Raw genomic sequence first — 17,561 nt, forward strand, 5'->3', positions numbered from 1 at the left:
GGAGCACGATGTCGTTCCGCGAGCTGCACACCGCCGACCTGCCCCTCCTGCTGCCCAATGCGTGGGATGTGGGGTCGGCGATCGCATTCGCCGAGGCCGGATTCGACGCGGTCGGGACGACCAGCTTCGGCGTGAACGCCTCCACGGGCCGGCCCGACTCCGACGGAGCGAGCCGCGAGGCCACTCTGACCTTGGTGGCACTGATCACGGCACTTCCTGTGTACATCTCCGCCGACATCGAGGACGGTTTCAGCGACGACCCGGCAGAGGTCGCCGACCTCGTCGCGGGTCTCGGTGTCGCCGGTGTGAATCTCGAGGACTCGGCCGGTGGGCACCTGGTCGACCCGTCCATCCCGGCTGCGAAGATTGCCGCCATCAGGAAGGCGGCGCCCGAGGTCTTCGTCAACGCGCGCGTCGACTCGTACTGGTTCCACGAGGAGGCCACGGTGCCCGCGGTGCGCGATCGGGCGAAGGCGTACGCCGACGCGGGTGCGGACGGAATCTTCGTCCCGGGCGCTTCCGACCCCGCGACACTGGAGCAGCTGGCCGCATCCATCCCGCTCCCCTTGAACGTGCTCGTCGTGCCGGGGCTCACCCTCACTGAGTTGGGGCGCCTGGGTGTGCGCCGCGTCAGCACGGGATCCCTCCCATACCGCGTCGCGATCGACGCGGCGGTCGGCGTCGCGACCGCGGTCCGCGACGGCCGGGAGGTTCCGCCGGCCACTTCATACGCCGAGTCGCAGCAGCGGCTGATCGACTTCTCGCAGCGCACGCACCGCTGACCCCGAACACGAGAACGGCGCCGAAGGCCGAAGCCTCCGGCGCCGTCACCGGGACTACTACTTGGCCCCGAGCCCCGTCTGGAGCCGGGTGATCGACGCCGACCCGCCCACGAACTTCGCAAGCGTCACAGTGTCGAGGTTCGGCCCGTACGCCGTGGCGTTGCCGAGCGTGAGCGCGCCTCCACCCGTCGTCAGCGTCAGCGGGACGGTCTTGTCCCAGTAGCTGTTCCACGAGTAGTTGTGCCGGAAGGCAGCGCGGGTCGTAGCGCCGCCGGCCTCGGTCACGTCGAGGAAGCGACTGATCACCTGCGGGTTGTAGTTGATCGCCGCCGACTTGTCGGCGTTCGCCGCCCCGAGGACCAGCTGGTAGTCGCCCGCGGCGAATCCGCTGGGCCGCGGCACGGTGAGGGTGTTGGCCGCACCGTTGCCGAGGTAGCCGACGTCGCGGACGACGCCCTGCGCATCCGCCGAGCCGTTCGAGTTGGCCGGGTCGGTCTGCACCTTTGCCGCCCCTGCCAGCGGCAGGGCCTCCGCCTCGCTGCGGAAGACGAGCGACGCATCCGCGTCGGCCGCCTTCTGCTCCGCCCCGCGCACCGTCGACACGTCGCCGACGAGCACAGTGCCGGCCGCCGCGCGGACGGACAGCTCGTTGACGCCCTGCGGCAGGAACAGCCGGACGGTGGCGTCGAAGACGCCCGGACCCGTGGATGCGGGAAGCGCGACACTGCGGCCGTTGACGACGAGGACGGGCGTTCCGCCCTTCCCTGTCGCCGCGAAGTGCGTGGTCACGTCGTAGTACCCGGTCGCCGCGGTGGCGGCGAAGAAGGTGGCGCTGCCGCCTCCGCTCACCGACGCGTAGCCGCGAGCGGCGGGCTGCTTCCAGGACAGCGCCGCTCCACCGGCCAGCCTTGCGTCGACGGCCGGGTAGGTCGCACGCTCACCCGAGGTGACGTCGTACAGGTCGAACCGGTCGAGCGTGATGTCGGCGCCGGGCAGGACCGTCGTGCCGTCGGCGCTGGCGCGCAGCGACAGGGCGTGCGTTCCGGCGGACAGGTGGATGGTCGCCTCGGCGGTGCCCCGGTAGCCCCAGTTGAGATCGGCCGAGTACTTCACGAGCTGATTCAGCGTGCCGTCGACGAAGAGGGCGTGCTTGCCCGGCGTCGCGTTCGACCCGCTCAGCACCGAAAGGCGGTAGTCGCCGGACGTCGGGACGGTCACATTCCAGGTGGCCGAGGAGCCGGCGCGGTTGAACGAGCCGACGTCCTTGCCACCGGAGGCCATGAAGGACCACTCGCGCGACGGATCCTGGGTGTAGACGGTGGCGTTCGAGAGCGTTGCGTTCTCGGCCTCCGTGCTGTTGACCAGGTCGGCGGCGACCGGCTGCGGGTCGGTCGCCTGCGGCGTGATCTGCAGCTGGTACGCCGAGTATCGGTCGCTGTTCGGAACGGTGACCGAGATGCTGCCGTGGTCGACCTTCGCCGTCGTCGAGAGGATGACCGGCGGCTGCAGCGAGGCGCCCTCGGCGCCGTTCAGGCGGTCGGCGCGCACCCGCACGTCCACCGTGGTGCCGAAGGTGGAGGCGTCCAGTCCCTTCACGTCCACGCTCACATCGGAGGTGCCTCCGCCGAAGAGTACGGTCGCCGTGCGGGCGTCACTGTCGAGCGCGGCGAGACCCTGCAGGGTGTCGGGCTTGTTCAGCTGCGGGGGAGTGACCTGCGCGGTCTGGGAGCCGGCGAGGTCGCCGTACCAGTTGAACATCCACCATCCTCCGTTCGCGCCGTTGTTGCGCGATGAGTTGTCGGAGAGGTTGCCCGCGTAGTTCCAATAGGCGGTCTGGGCGTCGACCTTCTCGCTCTCGAACATCGAGATCCACTGCACCAGCTGGCCGGGCACGCCCATGTCGCGCAGCATCCCGAACTCGGTGATGTTGACCGGGATGGGCGGGATGCCGAGCCGCTGAAGCAGCGCGGTGTACTCGTCGTGGTGGCCGCGGAAGGTCGCCAGGTTGTTCGTGCCCAGCTCGTGCCAGATGAAGATGTCGGGCAGTTCGGAGTGCGCCTTGGCGTAGGTGAGGAAGTCGGTGCTGCGGTCGGCGTGCCAGACCGAGTCGCCCGGGCCGCCCACTCGCGCGTGGCCCAGCCCGTGCTCGGCGTAGACGCCCTGGATCAGGTCGTAGGCCGCGGACCAGTCGGCGAGGAACTGGTCCTTCTGCGTCGACCAGTTGGGGTACCAGTTGCCGCCGTCGGGCTCGTTGAACGGGATGAAGACGTACTTCTCGGGATGCTTGGATGTGGTGGCCACATCCTCGACGACCTTCTTCAGCACGGGCAGGTAGTCCCAGACTCCGTCGCCGTTCGCGTCGCCTGGGCGCTTTCCGGCGTTGTACGGCCAGTCGGGGTACATGTCCTGCGCATAGACGTACAGGTCCTGCCCGCCGCCGGCGAAGAACGACGACTCGACCTGGAGGGCGTCGCCGTTGGGATGCTGGGCACCGAACGGCGGCTTCTGCGAGGTGTTGGTGATGTGGGCGCCGTCGAGGACGGACTGGCTGGGCACCCCGTCATCGCCGAGACCGTAGAGCGTGCCGGTGGCGCCGCCCCGGAACGCGCCGGTCGTCTGCGACAGGTCGACGCCGAGGTGGTCGACTCCTGCGGCCGCGGCGGGGAGGGCGGAGAGGCCGCCCGACGCGAGGGCGAGCCCCGCGGCAAGCGCGATCGAGGGCGGGAGGATGCTTCGCAGGCGGTGCCTGCGTTGTGTTCCGTTCACGCGGTACTCCTTCGTACGGATCGGTTGATTGGTTCCGGGCTCGCGTCGGGTCTCCACCGTGGAGCGCATTTCTGAAACCGCTATCATGATAGCGATTTCGCCACCATCCACAAGAGCGAGACGAAGTCATATGATCACTGATCTGATAGCGCTATCAGAATTGAGTTGCAAAAGCTTCTGATAGCGCTATCATGAACCGATGCGGCGACCGGCCGCGACCATCCGCGACGACGAGGAGACCGATGACCGAGCGCCTGAGCTGGGGAAGTGCGACGCTGACCGTCGAGGTCGAATGGTCGCCCGACTCCGCACCGCGCGTGGCCGCGATCGAAACCGACGGGCTCCGGCTGGAGATGCCGCCGGGGCTCCCGCTCGTCGACGTGCTCGCGGTCAGCCACGGCCACTCCCTCGCCAGCGATCGCCTCGTCCACACGGCCATCGGCCACGACCTCCGCTACGCCGGCCACGACGAGGAGCGGACCGAGCACGGTCCTGAGTTGCGGTTCCGGATGGCGCACGCCGGCAGCGGACTCGCCATCGAACTCCGGCTGGAGCTTACCGACGGACTCTCCGTCCTGCGGTCGAGCGCCACCGTGGTCAACGGCGGTTCCGAGCCGGTCGTGCTGCGCTCCATCCCCTCGCTCGCCCTCTACCTCGGCGGGAACGGCCGGAGCAGCATCCGCGACTGGGAGGTGTACCACGCCCTGAGCGATTGGCTGGGCGAGGGCCGGTGGGTGCGGGAGCCGCTGAACGGGGTCCGCTTCCCGCGCCTCGAGCAGCACCTGACGAACCACAACCCGCGCGGCGAGTTCAGCGTGATCTCCTCCGGCACCTGGTCCACCGGCAAGCACCTCCCGGTCGCCGCGATCCGGTCGACGCTGCTCGGCGCCGCCTGGGCGTGGCAGATCGAGCACAACGGAGCATGGCGCTGGGAGCTCGGCGAGGACACCGCGAGCGGATACCTCGCCCTCTCCGGGCCCACCGACACGGACCACCAGTGGAGCCAGGAGCTCCGCCCGGGCGACTCCTTCACGACTGTCCCCGCTGCGCTGGCCCTGGCGCGCGACGTCACCTCCGCGGTCGGGCAGCTCACCGCCTACCGCCGGGCCCGCCGCCGCGCGCATCCCGACAACGCCGCGATGCCAGTCGTCTTCAACGACTACATGAACACGCTCAACGGCGACCCCACCACCGAGAAGCTGCTACCCCTGATCGACGCGGCAGCGCGGGCCGGAGCGGAGGTCTTCTGCATCGATGCCGGCTGGTACGACGACAGCGGCGAATGGTGGGACACCGTCGGCGAGTGGGTGCCGAGCACGACGCGCTTCCCCGGCGGCCTCTCCGAGGTGATCGACCACATCCGCGACGCCGGGATGGTGCCGGGGCTCTGGCTCGAGCCCGAGGTCATCGGCGTGAACAGCCCGATGGCGGAGCGCATGCCGGACGAAGCGTTCCTCCAGCGCAAGGGCGAGCGCGTGGTCGAGCACCACCGCTACCACCTCGACCTCCGGCACCCGGCGGCCCGCGCGCACCTCGACGGGGTGGTCGATCGGCTGGTCGAGGAGTTCGGCATCGGCTTCTTCAAACTGGACTACAACATCAACCCGGGCCCCGGTACGGACCGCGACGCGGACAGCGTCGGCGCCGGGCTCCTCGCGCACAACCGCGCCCACCTCGACTGGCTCGACGGCGTCCTCGACCGGCACCCCGGGCTCGTGCTCGAAAACTGCGCGTCCGGTGCGATGCGTTCCGATTTCGCCATGCTGTCGCGTCTGCAGATGCAGTCGACCTCCGATCAGCAGGACTTCCTCAAGTACCCGCCCATCGCCGCGAGCGCCCCGGCGGCCATGCTGCCGGAGCAGGCGGCCAGCTGGGCGTATCCCCAGCCCGAGATGACCCGGGAGGAGGTCGCCTTCTGCCTGGCGACCGGGATGCTCGGCCGCTACTACGTGTCCGGTCACCTCGCCCGCATGGACGACGAGCGGCTCGCGCTGGTGTCCGACGCCGTCGCGGTCGCCAAGGAGCTGCGCGGCGAGCTCGCCGCATCCACTCCGTTCTGGCCGCTCGGCATCCCCACCTGGGATGCCGCCTGGACTTCGCTCGGGCTCGTCGTCGACGGCGGCGCGCTCGTCACCGTCTGGAACCGGGACCCATCGGCTCCGGAGACCATCCTCGCGCTGCCGGCCTTCGCCGGGCGCGAGCTGGCCGTCACCACCGTCTTCCCGCGATCCCTTCCCGAGTGGCAGTTCCACTGGGACGCGGGTACAGGAGAGCTCCACGTCGCCAGCCCCCTCGGCGAGGTCGGCGCGCGCGTTCTCCGCATCGAGGTCGCGACGAACGTCGCGTCCGCAACGTATTCCGCAACACCGAGCCAGTAGCGCTACCGTCGCTACGTCACACAAGGAGAGCAGTTCAATGAAGATCGCTTGGAAGGGAGCCGCCTCGATCGCGGCCATCGCGGCCGCCGCGGCGCTCGTTCTGTCGGGGTGCAGCGACCCCGGCTCCGGAGGCGGCAGCGCGGGCAGCGCGTCGTGGCCGGCACAGGACACGAAACTGGACGGCGTCAGCCTCACCATCTGGGCCGCGCAGAACTCGAACAAGACCCCGGAGAGCGTCATCTCCGGTTTCGAGAAGGCGACCGGTGCGAAGGTCAAGGTCGTCACCATCCCCGACCCGTACGAGCAGGGTGTGCAGACGAAGGTGGCGACCGGTGACAAGCCGGACCTCGCCTTCTGGCAGCCCACCGCATCCGAACTCACCGCCCTCAACGCCACCCAGAACCTGCAGTCGCTGGAAGGCGCGCCCTGGGTGAAGAACTACACGGGCAACCTGGCCGACATGACCGGCAAGCTCGACGGCACCCGCTACGCGGCGCTCGTCACCACCCCGGCCGTCATCGGCGTCTACTACAACAAGGACGTCTTCGCGGCGAACGGCATCACCACCACCCCGAAGAACTGGGACGAGTTCATCGCGCTGGCCGAGCAGCTCAAGGCCAAGGGCGTCGACCCGTTCTACGAGATGGGCGGCGACAAGTGGGCCACCCAGTGGTGGGTGCAGGCCCAGCTGGCGGATGCCGCCAAGGACGGCCTGTGGGACAAGGTGAACCAGAACAAGGAGAAGTTCACCGACCCGACCATCCAGGGCGCCATCGACAGCTACCAGAAGCTGATCCAGCAGGGATTGTTCAACTCCGACATCAAGACGGCGACCTTCGTCGACCAGGGGACCGCGCTGCTGGGCGGCAAAGCCGCCATGGCGATGCAGGTCAACTCGTTCTTCGGTGAGCTGCAGGCGACCTCGAACACGGAGGAGCTGAACAAGAAGATCGGCTTCTTCCCGATCTCGCCGAAGGGCAACGTCGGCACGTACATCCCCGACCAGTCCAACGCCCTCGTCGCGTTCAAGACCGGTGACAGCAAGCGGGAGGCTGCGGCACGCCAGTTCCTCAGCTACTGGCTCGGCGACGGGTACGCGGACTTCGTGAAGGCGCAGTCCACCGTCTCCCTGATCAAGGGCGTCGACACCCCGAGCACGGTTCCGACCGCCCTGACCGACGTGGCCGCCTCGCTCGACAGCTCCGTCGGGTCGATGCAGGCGCTCGCCGTGGCGAACCCGGACCTGTACCTGAACCTCGCCGACATGATCCAGGGCACCAAGACCCCAGCCCAGGTCGCAGAGGCCACGCAGGCGCAGTTCGCCCAGCTGGCCAAGGCCCAAGGGGTGAAGGGCTTCTAGCCCTCGGACGCCGGGGCGGCGGTGACGTCGCCCCGGCGGTTCCCGGCCCCTCCCGAACCCGCCGATCACGAAGGAAGGCAGACACCGTGACCGCACAACTCGCCCCGCCGGCGCCCACCACGGCGCCGCCGCCCGCCCGCCAGCGCGCCCCGCGTCCGCGTCGGCGCCAGGACCACCCGGCCTGGTTCCTCGTGCCCGCCCTGCTGGTGCTGGTCGTCTTCTTCTTCGTGCCGACGATCTTCAACTTCGTCTACGCGTTCACGAACTGGTCCAGCTTCCACAGCGACATCGGCTTCGTCGGCTTCGACAACTTCGCGTCGCTGTTCAGCAACGGCAGCCTCCTGAACGACCTGCGCATCACCCTCGTCTACGCGGTGCTGGTCGCCGTGTTCCAGAACCTCTTCGGCCTCGTCCTCGCGCTCGTGCTGGAGCGAGACACCGCGATCAACCGGTTCGCTCGCGTGGCCTTCTTCGTTCCCGTCGTGATGTCGGCGCTCGCGGTCGGCTACATCTTCCAGGCGATGCTGAAGCCCGAGGGCGCGTTCAACCAGATCCTCGGCTTCTTCACCGGCCAGCACGTCACAATCGCGTGGCTCGGCAGCACCACCTGGACCATCGTCGTCGTCGCGCTCATCCACGCGTGGAAGTGGATGGGGCTCTCGATGCTGATCTTCCTCGCGGGACTCAAGACCATCAATGAGGACATCCTCGAAGCCGCCCGCCTCGACGGCGCCGGTTGGTGGACCACCTTCCGCACCATCCGCTTCCCGCTGCTCGCGCCCGCCGTGACCTTCAACGTGGCGACGGCACTGCTCGGGTCGATGAACGGGTTCGACATCGTCCAGGCGACCACCGGCGGTGGGCCGGGCGGCACGACCGAGCTCCTCAACATCTTCATCTTCCGCACCTTCGGGCAGGGGCTGTTCGCCCAGGCGACCACGATGAGCCTGGCACTCTTCCTGATGGTGGCGATCCTCGCGTTCCCCGTCATCTACTTCCTGCGCAGAAGGGAGAACGTGCTGTGAGCGCGCTCGCCTCCACTAGTCGTCGCCGGCGGGCACTGAAGCCGTCGCGCATCCTGCAGCCGATCCTCGCGATCGTGCTCGTGGTGCTCCTCCTCGGCGTCCCGTTCTGGCTGGTCGTCGTGACCGCCGGGAAGGACCAGGCGGAAGCTCTCAACCCGAGCCTCGCGCTGCCGACCGCGTGGCACCTCCTGCAGAACTTCGCCACGGTCCTCGACCAGGGCCGGATGGTTCCCGCCTTCTTCGGCAGCCTCCTGATCATGGTGCCGTCGGTCTTCGGCGTACTGCTGCTCGGGGCCATGGCCTCGTGGATCCTGGGGCGGCGCCGAGGTCGCGGAATCGCGTTCGTCTACGCGCTCGGCATCAGCGGTATCGTGCTGCCGCCCGCGGTCGTGACGATCGTGCTGTTGCTGCGGCAGCTCGGCCTCGCCGGCACAGCGGTCGGCATGATCGGGGTCTACATGGGCATGTACATGTCCACCGTGATCTTCTTCGTGACCGGGTTCGTCCGGACCATCCCGGTCGAGCTGGAGGAGGCTGCACGGGTGGACGGCGCCGGACCGGTGAAGGTGTTCTTCCGCGTCATCCTGCCGCTGCTCACTCCGACGCTCGCGACGGCGACCATCCTGATCTGCCTGTACATCTGGAACGACGTCTTCTACGCGCTGTTCGTGATCGGCGGCCGCCTCGACACGCTCCCGCTCAACCTGTACCAGGTGGCGAGCGCGGGGCTCTATCTGCAGAACTGGCACCTGATCTTCGCCTACATCATCCTGATGAGCCTGCCGCTGCTGATCACCTTCACGGTGATGCAGCGCCGCATCATCTCGGGCATCACCAGCGGGGCAGTCAAATGATCGAGCGGGGCACCTGGCTATGCTGAGGGCGATGCCGAACAACGCGCCGAAACCGCCCGTGATCAGCGATGTCGCGCGCCGGGCGGGCGTCTCGGTCCCGACCGTGTCGCGCGTCCTCAACGGTGCCGCGTACGTCTCCGACGAGAAGCGGTCGCGGGTGATGCAGGCCATCCAGGAGCTCGACTTCCGGCCGTCCGCTGCCGCCCGCGCGCTCGTCGCCCGGCAGCCGAAGCTGATCGCCGTCATCGCGGGCAACACCTCCCGGTACGGCTACGCCGAGACCATCCGCGGCATCGAGGAGCGGGCGCGTGCCGCCGGCTACACGGTGACGATCACGGTGGTGGAGTCGGCCGACGACGAGACGATCGACACCGCCGTGTCGCTCGTGCTCGAGCAGCCCATCGCCGGGCTCGTCGTGCTCAAGTTCGATCCGCCCGGCGTCGCGGCCCTGCACCGGCTCCCGAAGTCGATCCCGACGGTCTCGATCTCGGGCGTGCGCGAGTCGGGCGTCCCACAGGCGGTGCTCGCGGAGGCGGATGCCGCCGAAGAGGTCGTCGGTTACCTGCTGGAGCTCGGCCATGCGACCGTCCAGCATGTCCGGGTGCCTCCGTCGCGCAAGGAGGACGGCCGGACGACCGGCTGGAAGCGGGCGCTCGTCGCCCATGGCGCGCCCGTCCCGACCCCGATCGACGCGAGCTGGGAGCCGGAGTCCGGCCGGGAGATCGGCCGCGCGCTGGCCGACGACCCGGCCGTTACCGCGGTCTTCTGCGGCAACGACGAGATCGCGATGGGCGTCATCCGCGGCCTCGTGGAGGGCGGCAAGCGGGTGCCCGACGACGTCAGCGTCGCCGGCTTCGACGACCATCCCCTCGCCCGCATGTGGACGCCGCCGCTGACCACCGTGGACCAGGACTTCGTCGGCCTCGGTTCGCGCGCCTACGACCTGCTCGAAGGCGTGATGGCCGGCGGCAGGGTGCGGAAGTTCTCCTCGGAACGTCCAACGGTCGTCATCCGCGAGAGCACCGCGCCGCCGCCATCCTGAGCCGCGCGTCACCTCGGTGGCGTATTAGTGGGACATGACCACAACTCCTGACGTCCGGCACGATCCTGCCCGTGAATGGGAGAACGGCTGGGCAGGCGACCCGGGCGAACTCGTGTACGGACTCGACCTCTCGCGGTTCGCAGACGGCGACGGCGACGGATTCGGTGACTTCGCCGGCGCGATGCAGCACCTCGACTACCTCGCGTCGCTCGGGGTGACGTGGATCTGGCTTCTCCCGTTCTACCCGAGCGCCCGGCGCGACAACGGCTACGACGTCGACGACCACCTGGCCGTCGACCCGCGCTTCGGCGACCTCGACGACGTTCGCGCGTTTCTCGCCGCCGCCCATGAGCGGGGGATGCGCGTCCTCATCGACGCCGTCCTGCACCACACGTCCGACCGGCACGAGTGGTTCCTCGCCGCGCGGGAGGACCCCGACGGCGAGGCCGGCCGGTTCTTCGTCTGGAGCGAGGACGACTCGATGGAGCCGGGCGACCATCCCATGTTCCCCGGCGAGGACGACGAAGTCTGGCGGTTCGACGAGCGGGCGGGCCGCTACTTCCACCACCAGTTCTATGGGTTCCAGCCGGACCTCAACGCCACCGACCCCGACGTGTTCGAGGCGATCGTTCACGTGCTCAGCTTCTGGCTGGAGGTGGGCGTCGACGGGTTCCGGATCGACGCGGCCCTGCTGATCGTGCAGGGCAAGGGCCGGCCGGACACGGATGTGGAGGACGGCTCCTTCTTCGACGAGTTGCGGGCGCGGCTGCGGGAGGTGCGGCACGACGTCGCGCTGATCGCCGAGGCCGACGAGTCGCCGGAGCTGATGGCGGCGCTGGTGGAGAACGGCCGGTTCGAGGCGGTCATCGACTTCACGCTCAACAACGCGGTGATCCTCGCGCTGACGCGGGGCGAGGCCCAGCCGGTGGTGGATGCGCTAAGCCGGTTGGATGACAGCATCCCGCCGGTCGCCCGGCTCAACTTCCTGCACAACGCCGACGAGATCGACCTGCAACAACTCACCGACGCGGAACGGGCGGAGGCCTTCGAGCACTTCGCGCCGGAGGAGGCCATGCTGATCTATGGGCGCGGCATCCGTCGCGGCTGGGCGCCGATGATGCAGCCGCAGCAGCGCCTCCGGATGACCGTGAGCCTGCTGTACGCCCTGCCCGGCGTGCCGCTGCTGTTGGCCGGGCAGGAACTGGGCGTCGGCGACGACCTCACGATCGAGGGGCGCGGTGCTGCGCGCACCACGATGCAGTGGGACGACACCCGCTGGGGCGGCTTCACCTCGGCCGAGGCATCACCGCTCACCCTGCCGGCGCAGGCGAGCGGGCCGTTCGGCTCCGGGACGGTGAACGTCCGGGCGCAGGACGCGGACCCGGACTCCCTGTTGTCGCTCGTGCGCCGCATCTCCCGGGTGCGGCGGGAGAAGGACGCCGATGCGGGGGGCTGGACGGTGCTCGACGTGGGGCAGTCCTCCGTGCTCGCCATGCGTCGCGACGGGTTGATCACCCTGCACAACCTGTCGCCGGACGACGTCGAGGTGCAGCTCGACGTCGAGTGCGGCGACGTCCTGACGGAACGCTGGGACGGCCGGACCCTCGGCGGGTACGGCTTCGCCTGGCTCTCGGACTGACTCGCCGAGATCGCCGCTCAGACCGCGCGGATGGTCCAGGAGGCCGACGCCGACGCACCGGGCTCCAGCACGACGAGGTCCGTGCCGGAGTTGAAGGCGTCCGGCGGACAGGTCATCGGCTCGACGGCAAGGCCCAGACGGTTCAGTTCCGGCACCGGCTGGTCGGCGGTGTGGATCTGCACCCACGGGCAGTCCTCGCCCCACGCCAGCTCCACTCCGGTCCCGGACGGGGCGGTCACCCGGACGGTGGCTGCACCGTCGGCGGTGCGCTCGAGCCCGGTGAACGCGTGGTCGATGAAGGTGTCTCCGATCACCCGCGCGGCGCGGAAGTCCCAGACGCCGTCCCGCTCCGTCGCGACATCGACGAGACCGATGGGGACGAGACGGTCTTCGGTGACCGTCAGCACCTCATCGGCGGGGAGGGTCAGCGTCCAGTCGTCGACCCGTCCGTCGCCGGCCACCAGATAGGGATGCGGCCCGGTGCCCCACGGCGCGCGCGTCGGGCCGGTGTTCGTGCCGGTGACCGTGGTGTGCAGTCCCTCCTCGTCGAGGGTGAAGGCGACGCTCACCTCCACGCGGTGCGGGTAGCCCTGCTGCGCCTCGATGGTGGCCGCGAACGTCACGCTGTCCGCAGCGCGGTCGACGGCGGCGAAGTCGAGCCATGCGGCGAGGCCGTGGAGGGCATGCCCGCGGTTGGGCTCGGTGAGCGCCAGCTGCTGCTCGAAACCGTCGAACGCGTACCGCCCATCGACGACCCGGTTCGGCCACGGCGCGAGCGTCGCGCCCCGGAAAGCGGGGCGCACCTCATCTGCGCCGAACGGCACGACGAGGTCGCGACCGTCGAACTGCAGCGTACGCAGCGTCGCGCCGACGGACGCGATGGTCGCGTGGTAGTCGCCCGCGGTGAGGCCGAAGTGGGTTCCGGAGATGGGTGTGTTCATCCGCCCATTGTCTCCAACCCGTCCGCCCACCGTCGAGTCCGCAACTTTTGCGCGCTCAGGGGGCTCTCAGCGTGCAAAGTGCGCGGACTCGATGGAGGGGGATTCGGGAGGGGTTATGCGGTCGCGCGCAGGGCGGCGTAGAGGTCGGCGCGAGCAGCGAAGGAGCCGAGGTCTCGGCCCAGCAGGCGCTCCGCCTCGGCCACCCGGGCGCGCAGGGTGTGGCGGTGGATGCCGAGCTGCCGGGCGGCAACGTCGTAGACGCCGTCCGCGTCGAGCCACGTGCGGAGCACTCCCGGCAGCGACGGGTCGGATGCGACGAGCGGCTGCAGGGCGGTCGCCGCGACCGCGCGGGCATCCGGTGTGTGCAGCAGCGCCAGCATGCCCGCCGACGCGACGTCGTCGAACGAGGGGACCGGCTCGTCGGCCGAGGCCCGGCTGCGCGCGGCGTGGGCCTGTTCGAGGGCTGCGTCGAGCGCATCCAGGGCGGTGTCTGAGGAGATCCCCCCGCGCAGTTCGAAGCGCTTAGCGAGTGCCGTGGCGGCCGCGTCGTCGCCGAGCACGACGAGGTCCGCTCCGTCACGGGCGAAGAACCCGTCAGAGTTCGCCTCCAGCCAGTCGAGCGCAGCCGCCACGGCCGGCCCGCTCAGCACCGCCACCCGGAGCGGGGATGCGGGCAGCACCCCCAGCACCGGCTCGGCGATGGAGGCGGCGACCGCCGTGTCGCCGGCCAGCAGCGCCCGCCAGACGGCGGTCCGCAGCCGGGCGCGTGCCGCATCCGCCGCCCGTGACTGCTCGAGCGCGAGCCCGGCGAGCGCGACCACGCCGGTCACGACCTGCTGGGCGGGCGCATCCAGTCCCTCCGAACCGACCGCGAGGACGCCGCGCAGGCGACCAGCGGCACCGAGCGTCTGGAGGGCGAACGGACCGGCATCGGTGCCGACGGTGCCCGCTGCCCGCCGTCCGCTCCGCAGCAGCGGGTCGGCCGCCTCCGCGAGAGCCCGCCGCGCGCGGGCGTCGAGCGCACCGGAGGGGTAGCTGCGCCCGACGGCGCCGTCGCTGCCCACGAGCGCCACCGGCCGCTCGATCTGGCGCGAGAGCTCGGAGAGCACGGCACCCAGCGCATCCGGTCGGAGCGCGGCCAGGGAGATCGCGCGCGACGCCCGCAGCGCCCAGGTGCTCCGGGCGTACGCGTCGGCGGCGACGCGGTCGGCGACGAAGCGCGCCACGGCGATGAACGGCGTCCGGTACGGCACCTCGAAGAGCGGCAGCCCGAGGCGCGAGCACGCCTCGACGAGCGCAACCGGCGTCCCGTCGCGGACGACCTCCGTTCCGAATCCCAGCGCGGCGATGCCGTGCTCGGCCAGCCGCCGCACGTACGGCTCGGGGTCCTCCGGTGGCTGGGTCAGCAGCAGGACCTGACCAGCGGAGAGAAACGGCGTCGGGTCCGGCAGGTCGGAGCTGTGCGCCCAGGCCAGCGGGGCGTCGAGGTCTCCGACGGTGGGCGGTGTCAGCAGGCGCAGGCCCAGCTCGGCGCGCGCCAGCAGCTGGGTGAGAGTCGCGGGCATGGGGCTCCATCCGCCAGGGTGTCGATCCCCGGCGGAGTGATTGTACGTCGTGTCCAGCCCTGATCGCGTGTCGGGTTCCTACATTCGAACCATGACCATCCTCGACACCGCCATCGACGCCCCCGTCGGCGGACCCTCGCTCCCGCAGGAGCGCCGGCTCGTCACCCCGATCCCCGGCCCGGAGTCGCGCAAGCGGGCCGAGCGCAAGGCGCAGGCCGTCGCGGCCGGCGTCGGCACCACCATCCCGGTGTACGCGGTCGCAGCCGGCGGCGGCGTGCTCGTGGATGTGGACGGCAACTCTCTCATCGATCTCGGCTCGGGCATCGCGGTGACCGGCGTCGGCAACTCCGCTCCCCGCGTCGTCGAGGCGGTCACCGCGCAGGTCGCCGCCTTCACGCACACCTGCTTCACCATCGCTCCGTACGACTCCTACGTCGACGTGGCCGAGGCCCTCAACCGCCTCACCCCCGGCGACTTCGCCAAGCGCAGCGCCCTGTTCAACTCCGGCGCCGAGGCCGTCGAGAACGCGGTGAAGATCGCCCGTCACTACACCGGCAAGCAGGCGGTCGTCGCGTTCGACCACGCGTACCACGGCCGCACGAACCTCACGATGGGCCTGACCGCCAAGAACCAGCCGTACAAGAACGGGTTCGGACCGTTCGCCCCCGAGATCTACCGCGCACCGCTCAGCTACCCGCTGCGCGACGGCGGCCTCTCGGGCACCGAGGCCGCGGCGCGCGCCATCTCGATGATCGAGAAGCAGATCGGCGCCGCCAACCTGGCCGCGCTCATCATCGAGCCGATCCAGGGCGAGGGCGGCTTCATCGTCCCCGCCGACGGCTTCCTGCCGGCGCTGCAGGAGTGGGCGAACGCCAACGGCGTCGTCTTCATCGCCGACGAGGTGCAGACCGGCTTCGCCCGCACCGGCACGATGTTCGCGTCCGAGCAGTTCGGGATCACCCCCGACCTCATCGTCACCGCCAAGGGCATCGCCGGTGGTCTGCCGCTGTCCGCCGTCACCGGCCGTGCCGAGATCATGGACGCCCCGCAGGTCGGCGGCCTCGGCGGCACTTACGGAGGCAACCCGCTCGCCTGCGTCGCCGCGCTCGCGACGATCGAGACCTACGAGCAGGAGGACCTGGCGGGGCGCGCCCGGCAGATCGGCGACATCCTGTTCGAGAAGCTCGGCGCCCTGCGCGACGCCGACCCGCGCGTCGCCGAAGTGCGCGGACGCGGCGCGATGGTCGCGATCGAGCTCGTCGACCCGGCCACGGGAGAGCCGGATGCGGCCCTCACTTCGAAGGTCGCTGCGGCCGCCCACGCCGCGGGCGTCATCCTGCTCACCTGCGGCACCTACGGGAACGTCATCCGCTTCCTCCCGCCGCTGAGCATCCCGGACCACCTCCTCATCGAGGGTCTCGACGTCGTCGCGGAGGCGGTGGCGGGCGCATGACCATCGTCGACACCACCGCAGACACGACTGCAACCGCTCGCGAGGCCGACCTGCTCTCCCGCGTCCCCGACGGTCTCTTCATCGCGGGACAGTGGGAGGCCGGAAGCCGCGACCCGATCGAGGTGCAGGATCCCGCCACCGGCCGCGTCATCAAGCGCATCGCCAACGCGACGCCGGAGGACGGGATGCGCGCGCTCGACGCTGCTGTTGGCGCCGCCGACGAGTGGGCCGCCACCCCGCCCCGCGTCCGTGCCGAGATCCTGCGCCGCGCGTTCGACCTGCTGCAGGAGCGCCGCGACGACTTCGCCCTGCTGATGACCCTGGAGATGGGCAAGCCCCTCGCCGAGGCCAACGGCGAGGTCACCTACGGCGGCGAGTTTCTGCGCTGGTTCTCGGAGGAGGCCGTGCGCATCTCCGGGCGCTTCGGGCAGAACCCCGAGGGGACCGGCACCATGGTCGTCTCGCAGCGTCCGGTCGGGCCGTGCTACCTGATCACGCCGTGGAACTTCCCGCTCGCGATGGCGACCCGCAAGATCGCCCCCGCGCTCGCCGCGGGCTGCACCGTCGTGGTCAAGCCGGCCGAGCTGACGCCGCTGACCACGCTGTTCTTCGTGCAGCTGCTCGCCGACGCGGGGGTTCCGGCCGGCGTCGTCAATGTGGTGCCGACGAGCACCGCGCGGACCGTGTCCGAGCCGATCATCGCCGACCCGCGGCTGCGCAAGCTGTCGTTCACCGGTTCCACGCCGGTGGGCCGCTCGCTGCTCGCCCAGGCAGGCCAGAACGTGCTCCGCACCTCCATGGAGCTCGGCGGTAACGCCCCCTTCGTGGTGTTCGAGGACGCGGACCTGGATGCGGCGGTCAACGGAGCGATGCTCGCCAAGTTCCGCAACATCGGGCAGGCGTGCACCGCGGCCAACCGGTTCCTCGTGCACGAGTCCGTCGCCGACGAGTTCGCGCGGCGCGTCACCGAGAAGGTCGAGGCGCTGCGGATCGGTCGCGGCACCGACGACGGCGTGACCATCGGGCCGCTGATCGACGACCGTGCTGTCGCATCCATGTCGGCACTGGTTCAGGATGCGGTGGCCCGCGGCGCACGCGTGCTCACCGGCGGGACCGCACCCGCGGGCGACGGGTTCTTCTTCGAGCCGACCGTGATCGTGGATGTGCAGCCCGGCAGCGACCTCCTCCGCGAGGAGATCTTCGGGCCCATCCTGGCGATCAGCACCTTCTCGACCGAGGATGAGGCCGTCGCTGCCGCCAACTCGACCGAGTACGGGCTGGTCGGCTACGTCTTCACGGCGGATCTCGCCCGCGGTCAGCGGATGATCGATCGCATCGACACCGGAATGATGGGGCTCAACACGGGTCTCGTCTCCAACGCGGCCGCACCGTTCGGCGGCGTCAAGCAGTCGGGGCTCGGCCGCGAGGGCGGCCTGGAGGGCATCCACGAGTACCTGAGCACCAAGTACACGCTCATCCCGGCCTGACCGGAGCACCGAGGAGCGCGCCGGTCTGATTCAGTCGGCGCGCTTCTCCGCGTTCAGCTCGCGCTTGACATCGTGCTCGATCAACACAGGAACGAAGTCGCGCACGGGTGCGCCGTCGAACTCCCCGTGGTACTTCTCGACCAGCTCGTCGATGCGTTCGCGCGGCACCCCGGGGTAGCGGTCGGCGAGCCGCTCGGCAGCGTGTTCCACGGCGAGGTCCTCTTCTGCAGCCTTCTGGCGATCGTCGGTCGTCATGCCGAGATTATGCA

The 17,561-nt window shown here is 70.1% G+C and carries 13 protein-coding genes; 9 read left to right on the top strand and 4 right to left on the bottom strand.

Going from position 1 to position 17,561, the window contains the following annotated elements; genetic code table 11:
• The first annotated feature begins 8 nt into the window (after window positions 1–8).
• Entirely contained in the window at window positions 9–782 is a 774-nt protein-coding gene (locus AB7E03_RS16460; protein WP_489942410.1) for an isocitrate lyase/PEP mutase family protein, read from the top strand.
• Between the two features lie 57 nt (window positions 783–839).
• Here the strand turns inward: AB7E03_RS16460 and AB7E03_RS16465 are convergent, their stop codons facing one another.
• The gene (locus tag AB7E03_RS16465; RefSeq protein WP_489942411.1) at window positions 840–3,548 is read right to left on the bottom strand and encodes a CBM35 domain-containing protein; all 2,709 of its coding nucleotides are present in this window, start codon (window positions 3,546–3,548) and stop codon (window positions 840–842) included.
• A 242-nt stretch (window positions 3,549–3,790) separates the two neighbouring features.
• On the opposite strand from AB7E03_RS16465, the gene AB7E03_RS16470 reads away from it, so the two are divergent.
• From AB7E03_RS16470 to AB7E03_RS16495, 6 genes are all read left to right on the top strand, one after another.
• Window positions 3,791–5,926, top strand: coding sequence for a glycoside hydrolase family 36 protein (locus AB7E03_RS16470; RefSeq protein ID WP_489942412.1), 2,136 nt, complete (start codon window positions 3,791–3,793; stop codon window positions 5,924–5,926).
• Between the two features lie 37 nt (window positions 5,927–5,963).
• Window positions 5,964–7,286, top strand: a complete 1,323-nt coding sequence (locus AB7E03_RS16475) for an ABC transporter substrate-binding protein (RefSeq protein WP_489942413.1) — start codon at window positions 5,964–5,966, stop codon at window positions 7,284–7,286.
• An 86-nt stretch (window positions 7,287–7,372) separates the two neighbouring features.
• Entirely contained in the window at window positions 7,373–8,311 is a 939-nt protein-coding gene (locus AB7E03_RS16480) for a carbohydrate ABC transporter permease (RefSeq protein ID WP_489942414.1), read from the top strand.
• Entirely contained in the window at window positions 8,308–9,165 is an 858-nt protein-coding gene (locus tag AB7E03_RS16485; RefSeq protein WP_489942415.1) for a carbohydrate ABC transporter permease, read from the top strand. The genes AB7E03_RS16480 and AB7E03_RS16485 overlap by 4 nt, the downstream gene beginning before the upstream one ends.
• Window positions 9,166–9,196: 31 nt before the next feature.
• Window positions 9,197–10,207: a LacI family DNA-binding transcriptional regulator gene (locus AB7E03_RS16490; protein ID WP_489942416.1), complete on the top strand. Its 1,011-nt coding sequence runs from the start codon at window positions 9,197–9,199 to the stop codon at window positions 10,205–10,207.
• 34 nt (window positions 10,208–10,241) lie between these two features.
• On the top strand, window positions 10,242–11,846 hold the full coding sequence (locus AB7E03_RS16495; RefSeq protein ID WP_489942417.1) for an alpha-amylase family glycosyl hydrolase: 1,605 nt from the start codon (window positions 10,242–10,244) through the stop codon (window positions 11,844–11,846).
• A 17-nt stretch (window positions 11,847–11,863) separates the two neighbouring features.
• Here the strand turns inward: AB7E03_RS16495 and AB7E03_RS16500 are convergent, their stop codons facing one another.
• Window positions 11,864–12,787: an aldose 1-epimerase family protein gene (locus tag AB7E03_RS16500; RefSeq protein WP_489942418.1), complete on the bottom strand. Its 924-nt coding sequence runs from the start codon at window positions 12,785–12,787 to the stop codon at window positions 11,864–11,866.
• A gap of 113 nt (window positions 12,788–12,900) precedes the next feature.
• A complete protein-coding gene (locus AB7E03_RS16505; protein ID WP_489942419.1) occupies window positions 12,901–14,352 on the bottom strand; it encodes a PucR family transcriptional regulator in 1,452 nt (483 codons plus the stop codon).
• A gap of 91 nt (window positions 14,353–14,443) precedes the next feature.
• On the opposite strand from AB7E03_RS16505, the gene gabT reads away from it, so the two are divergent.
• Both gabT and AB7E03_RS16515 read left to right on the top strand, forming a co-directional pair.
• Window positions 14,444–15,805 (top strand): 4-aminobutyrate--2-oxoglutarate transaminase, encoded by a 1,362-nt coding sequence (gene gabT, locus AB7E03_RS16510; RefSeq protein WP_489942420.1) that lies wholly within the window; start codon window positions 14,444–14,446, stop codon window positions 15,803–15,805.
• On the top strand, window positions 15,802–17,292 hold the full coding sequence (locus tag AB7E03_RS16515; RefSeq protein WP_489942421.1) for an NAD-dependent succinate-semialdehyde dehydrogenase: 1,491 nt from the start codon (window positions 15,802–15,804) through the stop codon (window positions 17,290–17,292). The genes gabT and AB7E03_RS16515 overlap by 4 nt, the downstream gene beginning before the upstream one ends.
• A 30-nt stretch (window positions 17,293–17,322) precedes the next feature.
• Here the strand turns inward: AB7E03_RS16515 and AB7E03_RS16520 are convergent, their stop codons facing one another.
• On the bottom strand, window positions 17,323–17,547 hold the full coding sequence (locus tag AB7E03_RS16520) for a three-helix bundle dimerization domain-containing protein (protein ID WP_489942422.1): 225 nt from the start codon (window positions 17,545–17,547) through the stop codon (window positions 17,323–17,325).
• Window positions 17,548–17,561 lie beyond the last annotated feature (14 nt).

Source organism: Leifsonia sp. RCC_180 (assembly GCF_058138205.1).

Coding starts and splice junctions, on each gene's coding strand:
- AB7E03_RS16460 (WP_489942410.1), top strand. CDS start 9: ATGTCGTTCCGCGAGCTGCACACCGCCGACCTGCCCCTCCTGCTGCCC.
- AB7E03_RS16470 (WP_489942412.1), top strand. CDS start 3,791: ATGACCGAGCGCCTGAGCTGGGGAAGTGCGACGCTGACCGTCGAGGTC.
- AB7E03_RS16475 (WP_489942413.1), top strand. CDS start 5,964: ATGAAGATCGCTTGGAAGGGAGCCGCCTCGATCGCGGCCATCGCGGCC.
- AB7E03_RS16490 (WP_489942416.1), top strand. CDS start 9,197: ATGCCGAACAACGCGCCGAAACCGCCCGTGATCAGCGATGTCGCGCGC.
- AB7E03_RS16495 (WP_489942417.1), top strand. CDS start 10,242: ATGACCACAACTCCTGACGTCCGGCACGATCCTGCCCGTGAATGGGAG.
- AB7E03_RS16500 (WP_489942418.1), bottom strand. CDS start 12,787: ATGAACACACCCATCTCCGGAACCCACTTCGGCCTCACCGCGGGCGAC.
- AB7E03_RS16505 (WP_489942419.1), bottom strand. CDS start 14,352: ATGCCCGCGACTCTCACCCAGCTGCTGGCGCGCGCCGAGCTGGGCCTG.
- gabT (WP_489942420.1), top strand. CDS start 14,444: ATGACCATCCTCGACACCGCCATCGACGCCCCCGTCGGCGGACCCTCG.
- AB7E03_RS16515 (WP_489942421.1), top strand. CDS start 15,802: ATGACCATCGTCGACACCACCGCAGACACGACTGCAACCGCTCGCGAG.
- AB7E03_RS16520 (WP_489942422.1), bottom strand. CDS start 17,547: ATGACGACCGACGATCGCCAGAAGGCTGCAGAAGAGGACCTCGCCGTG.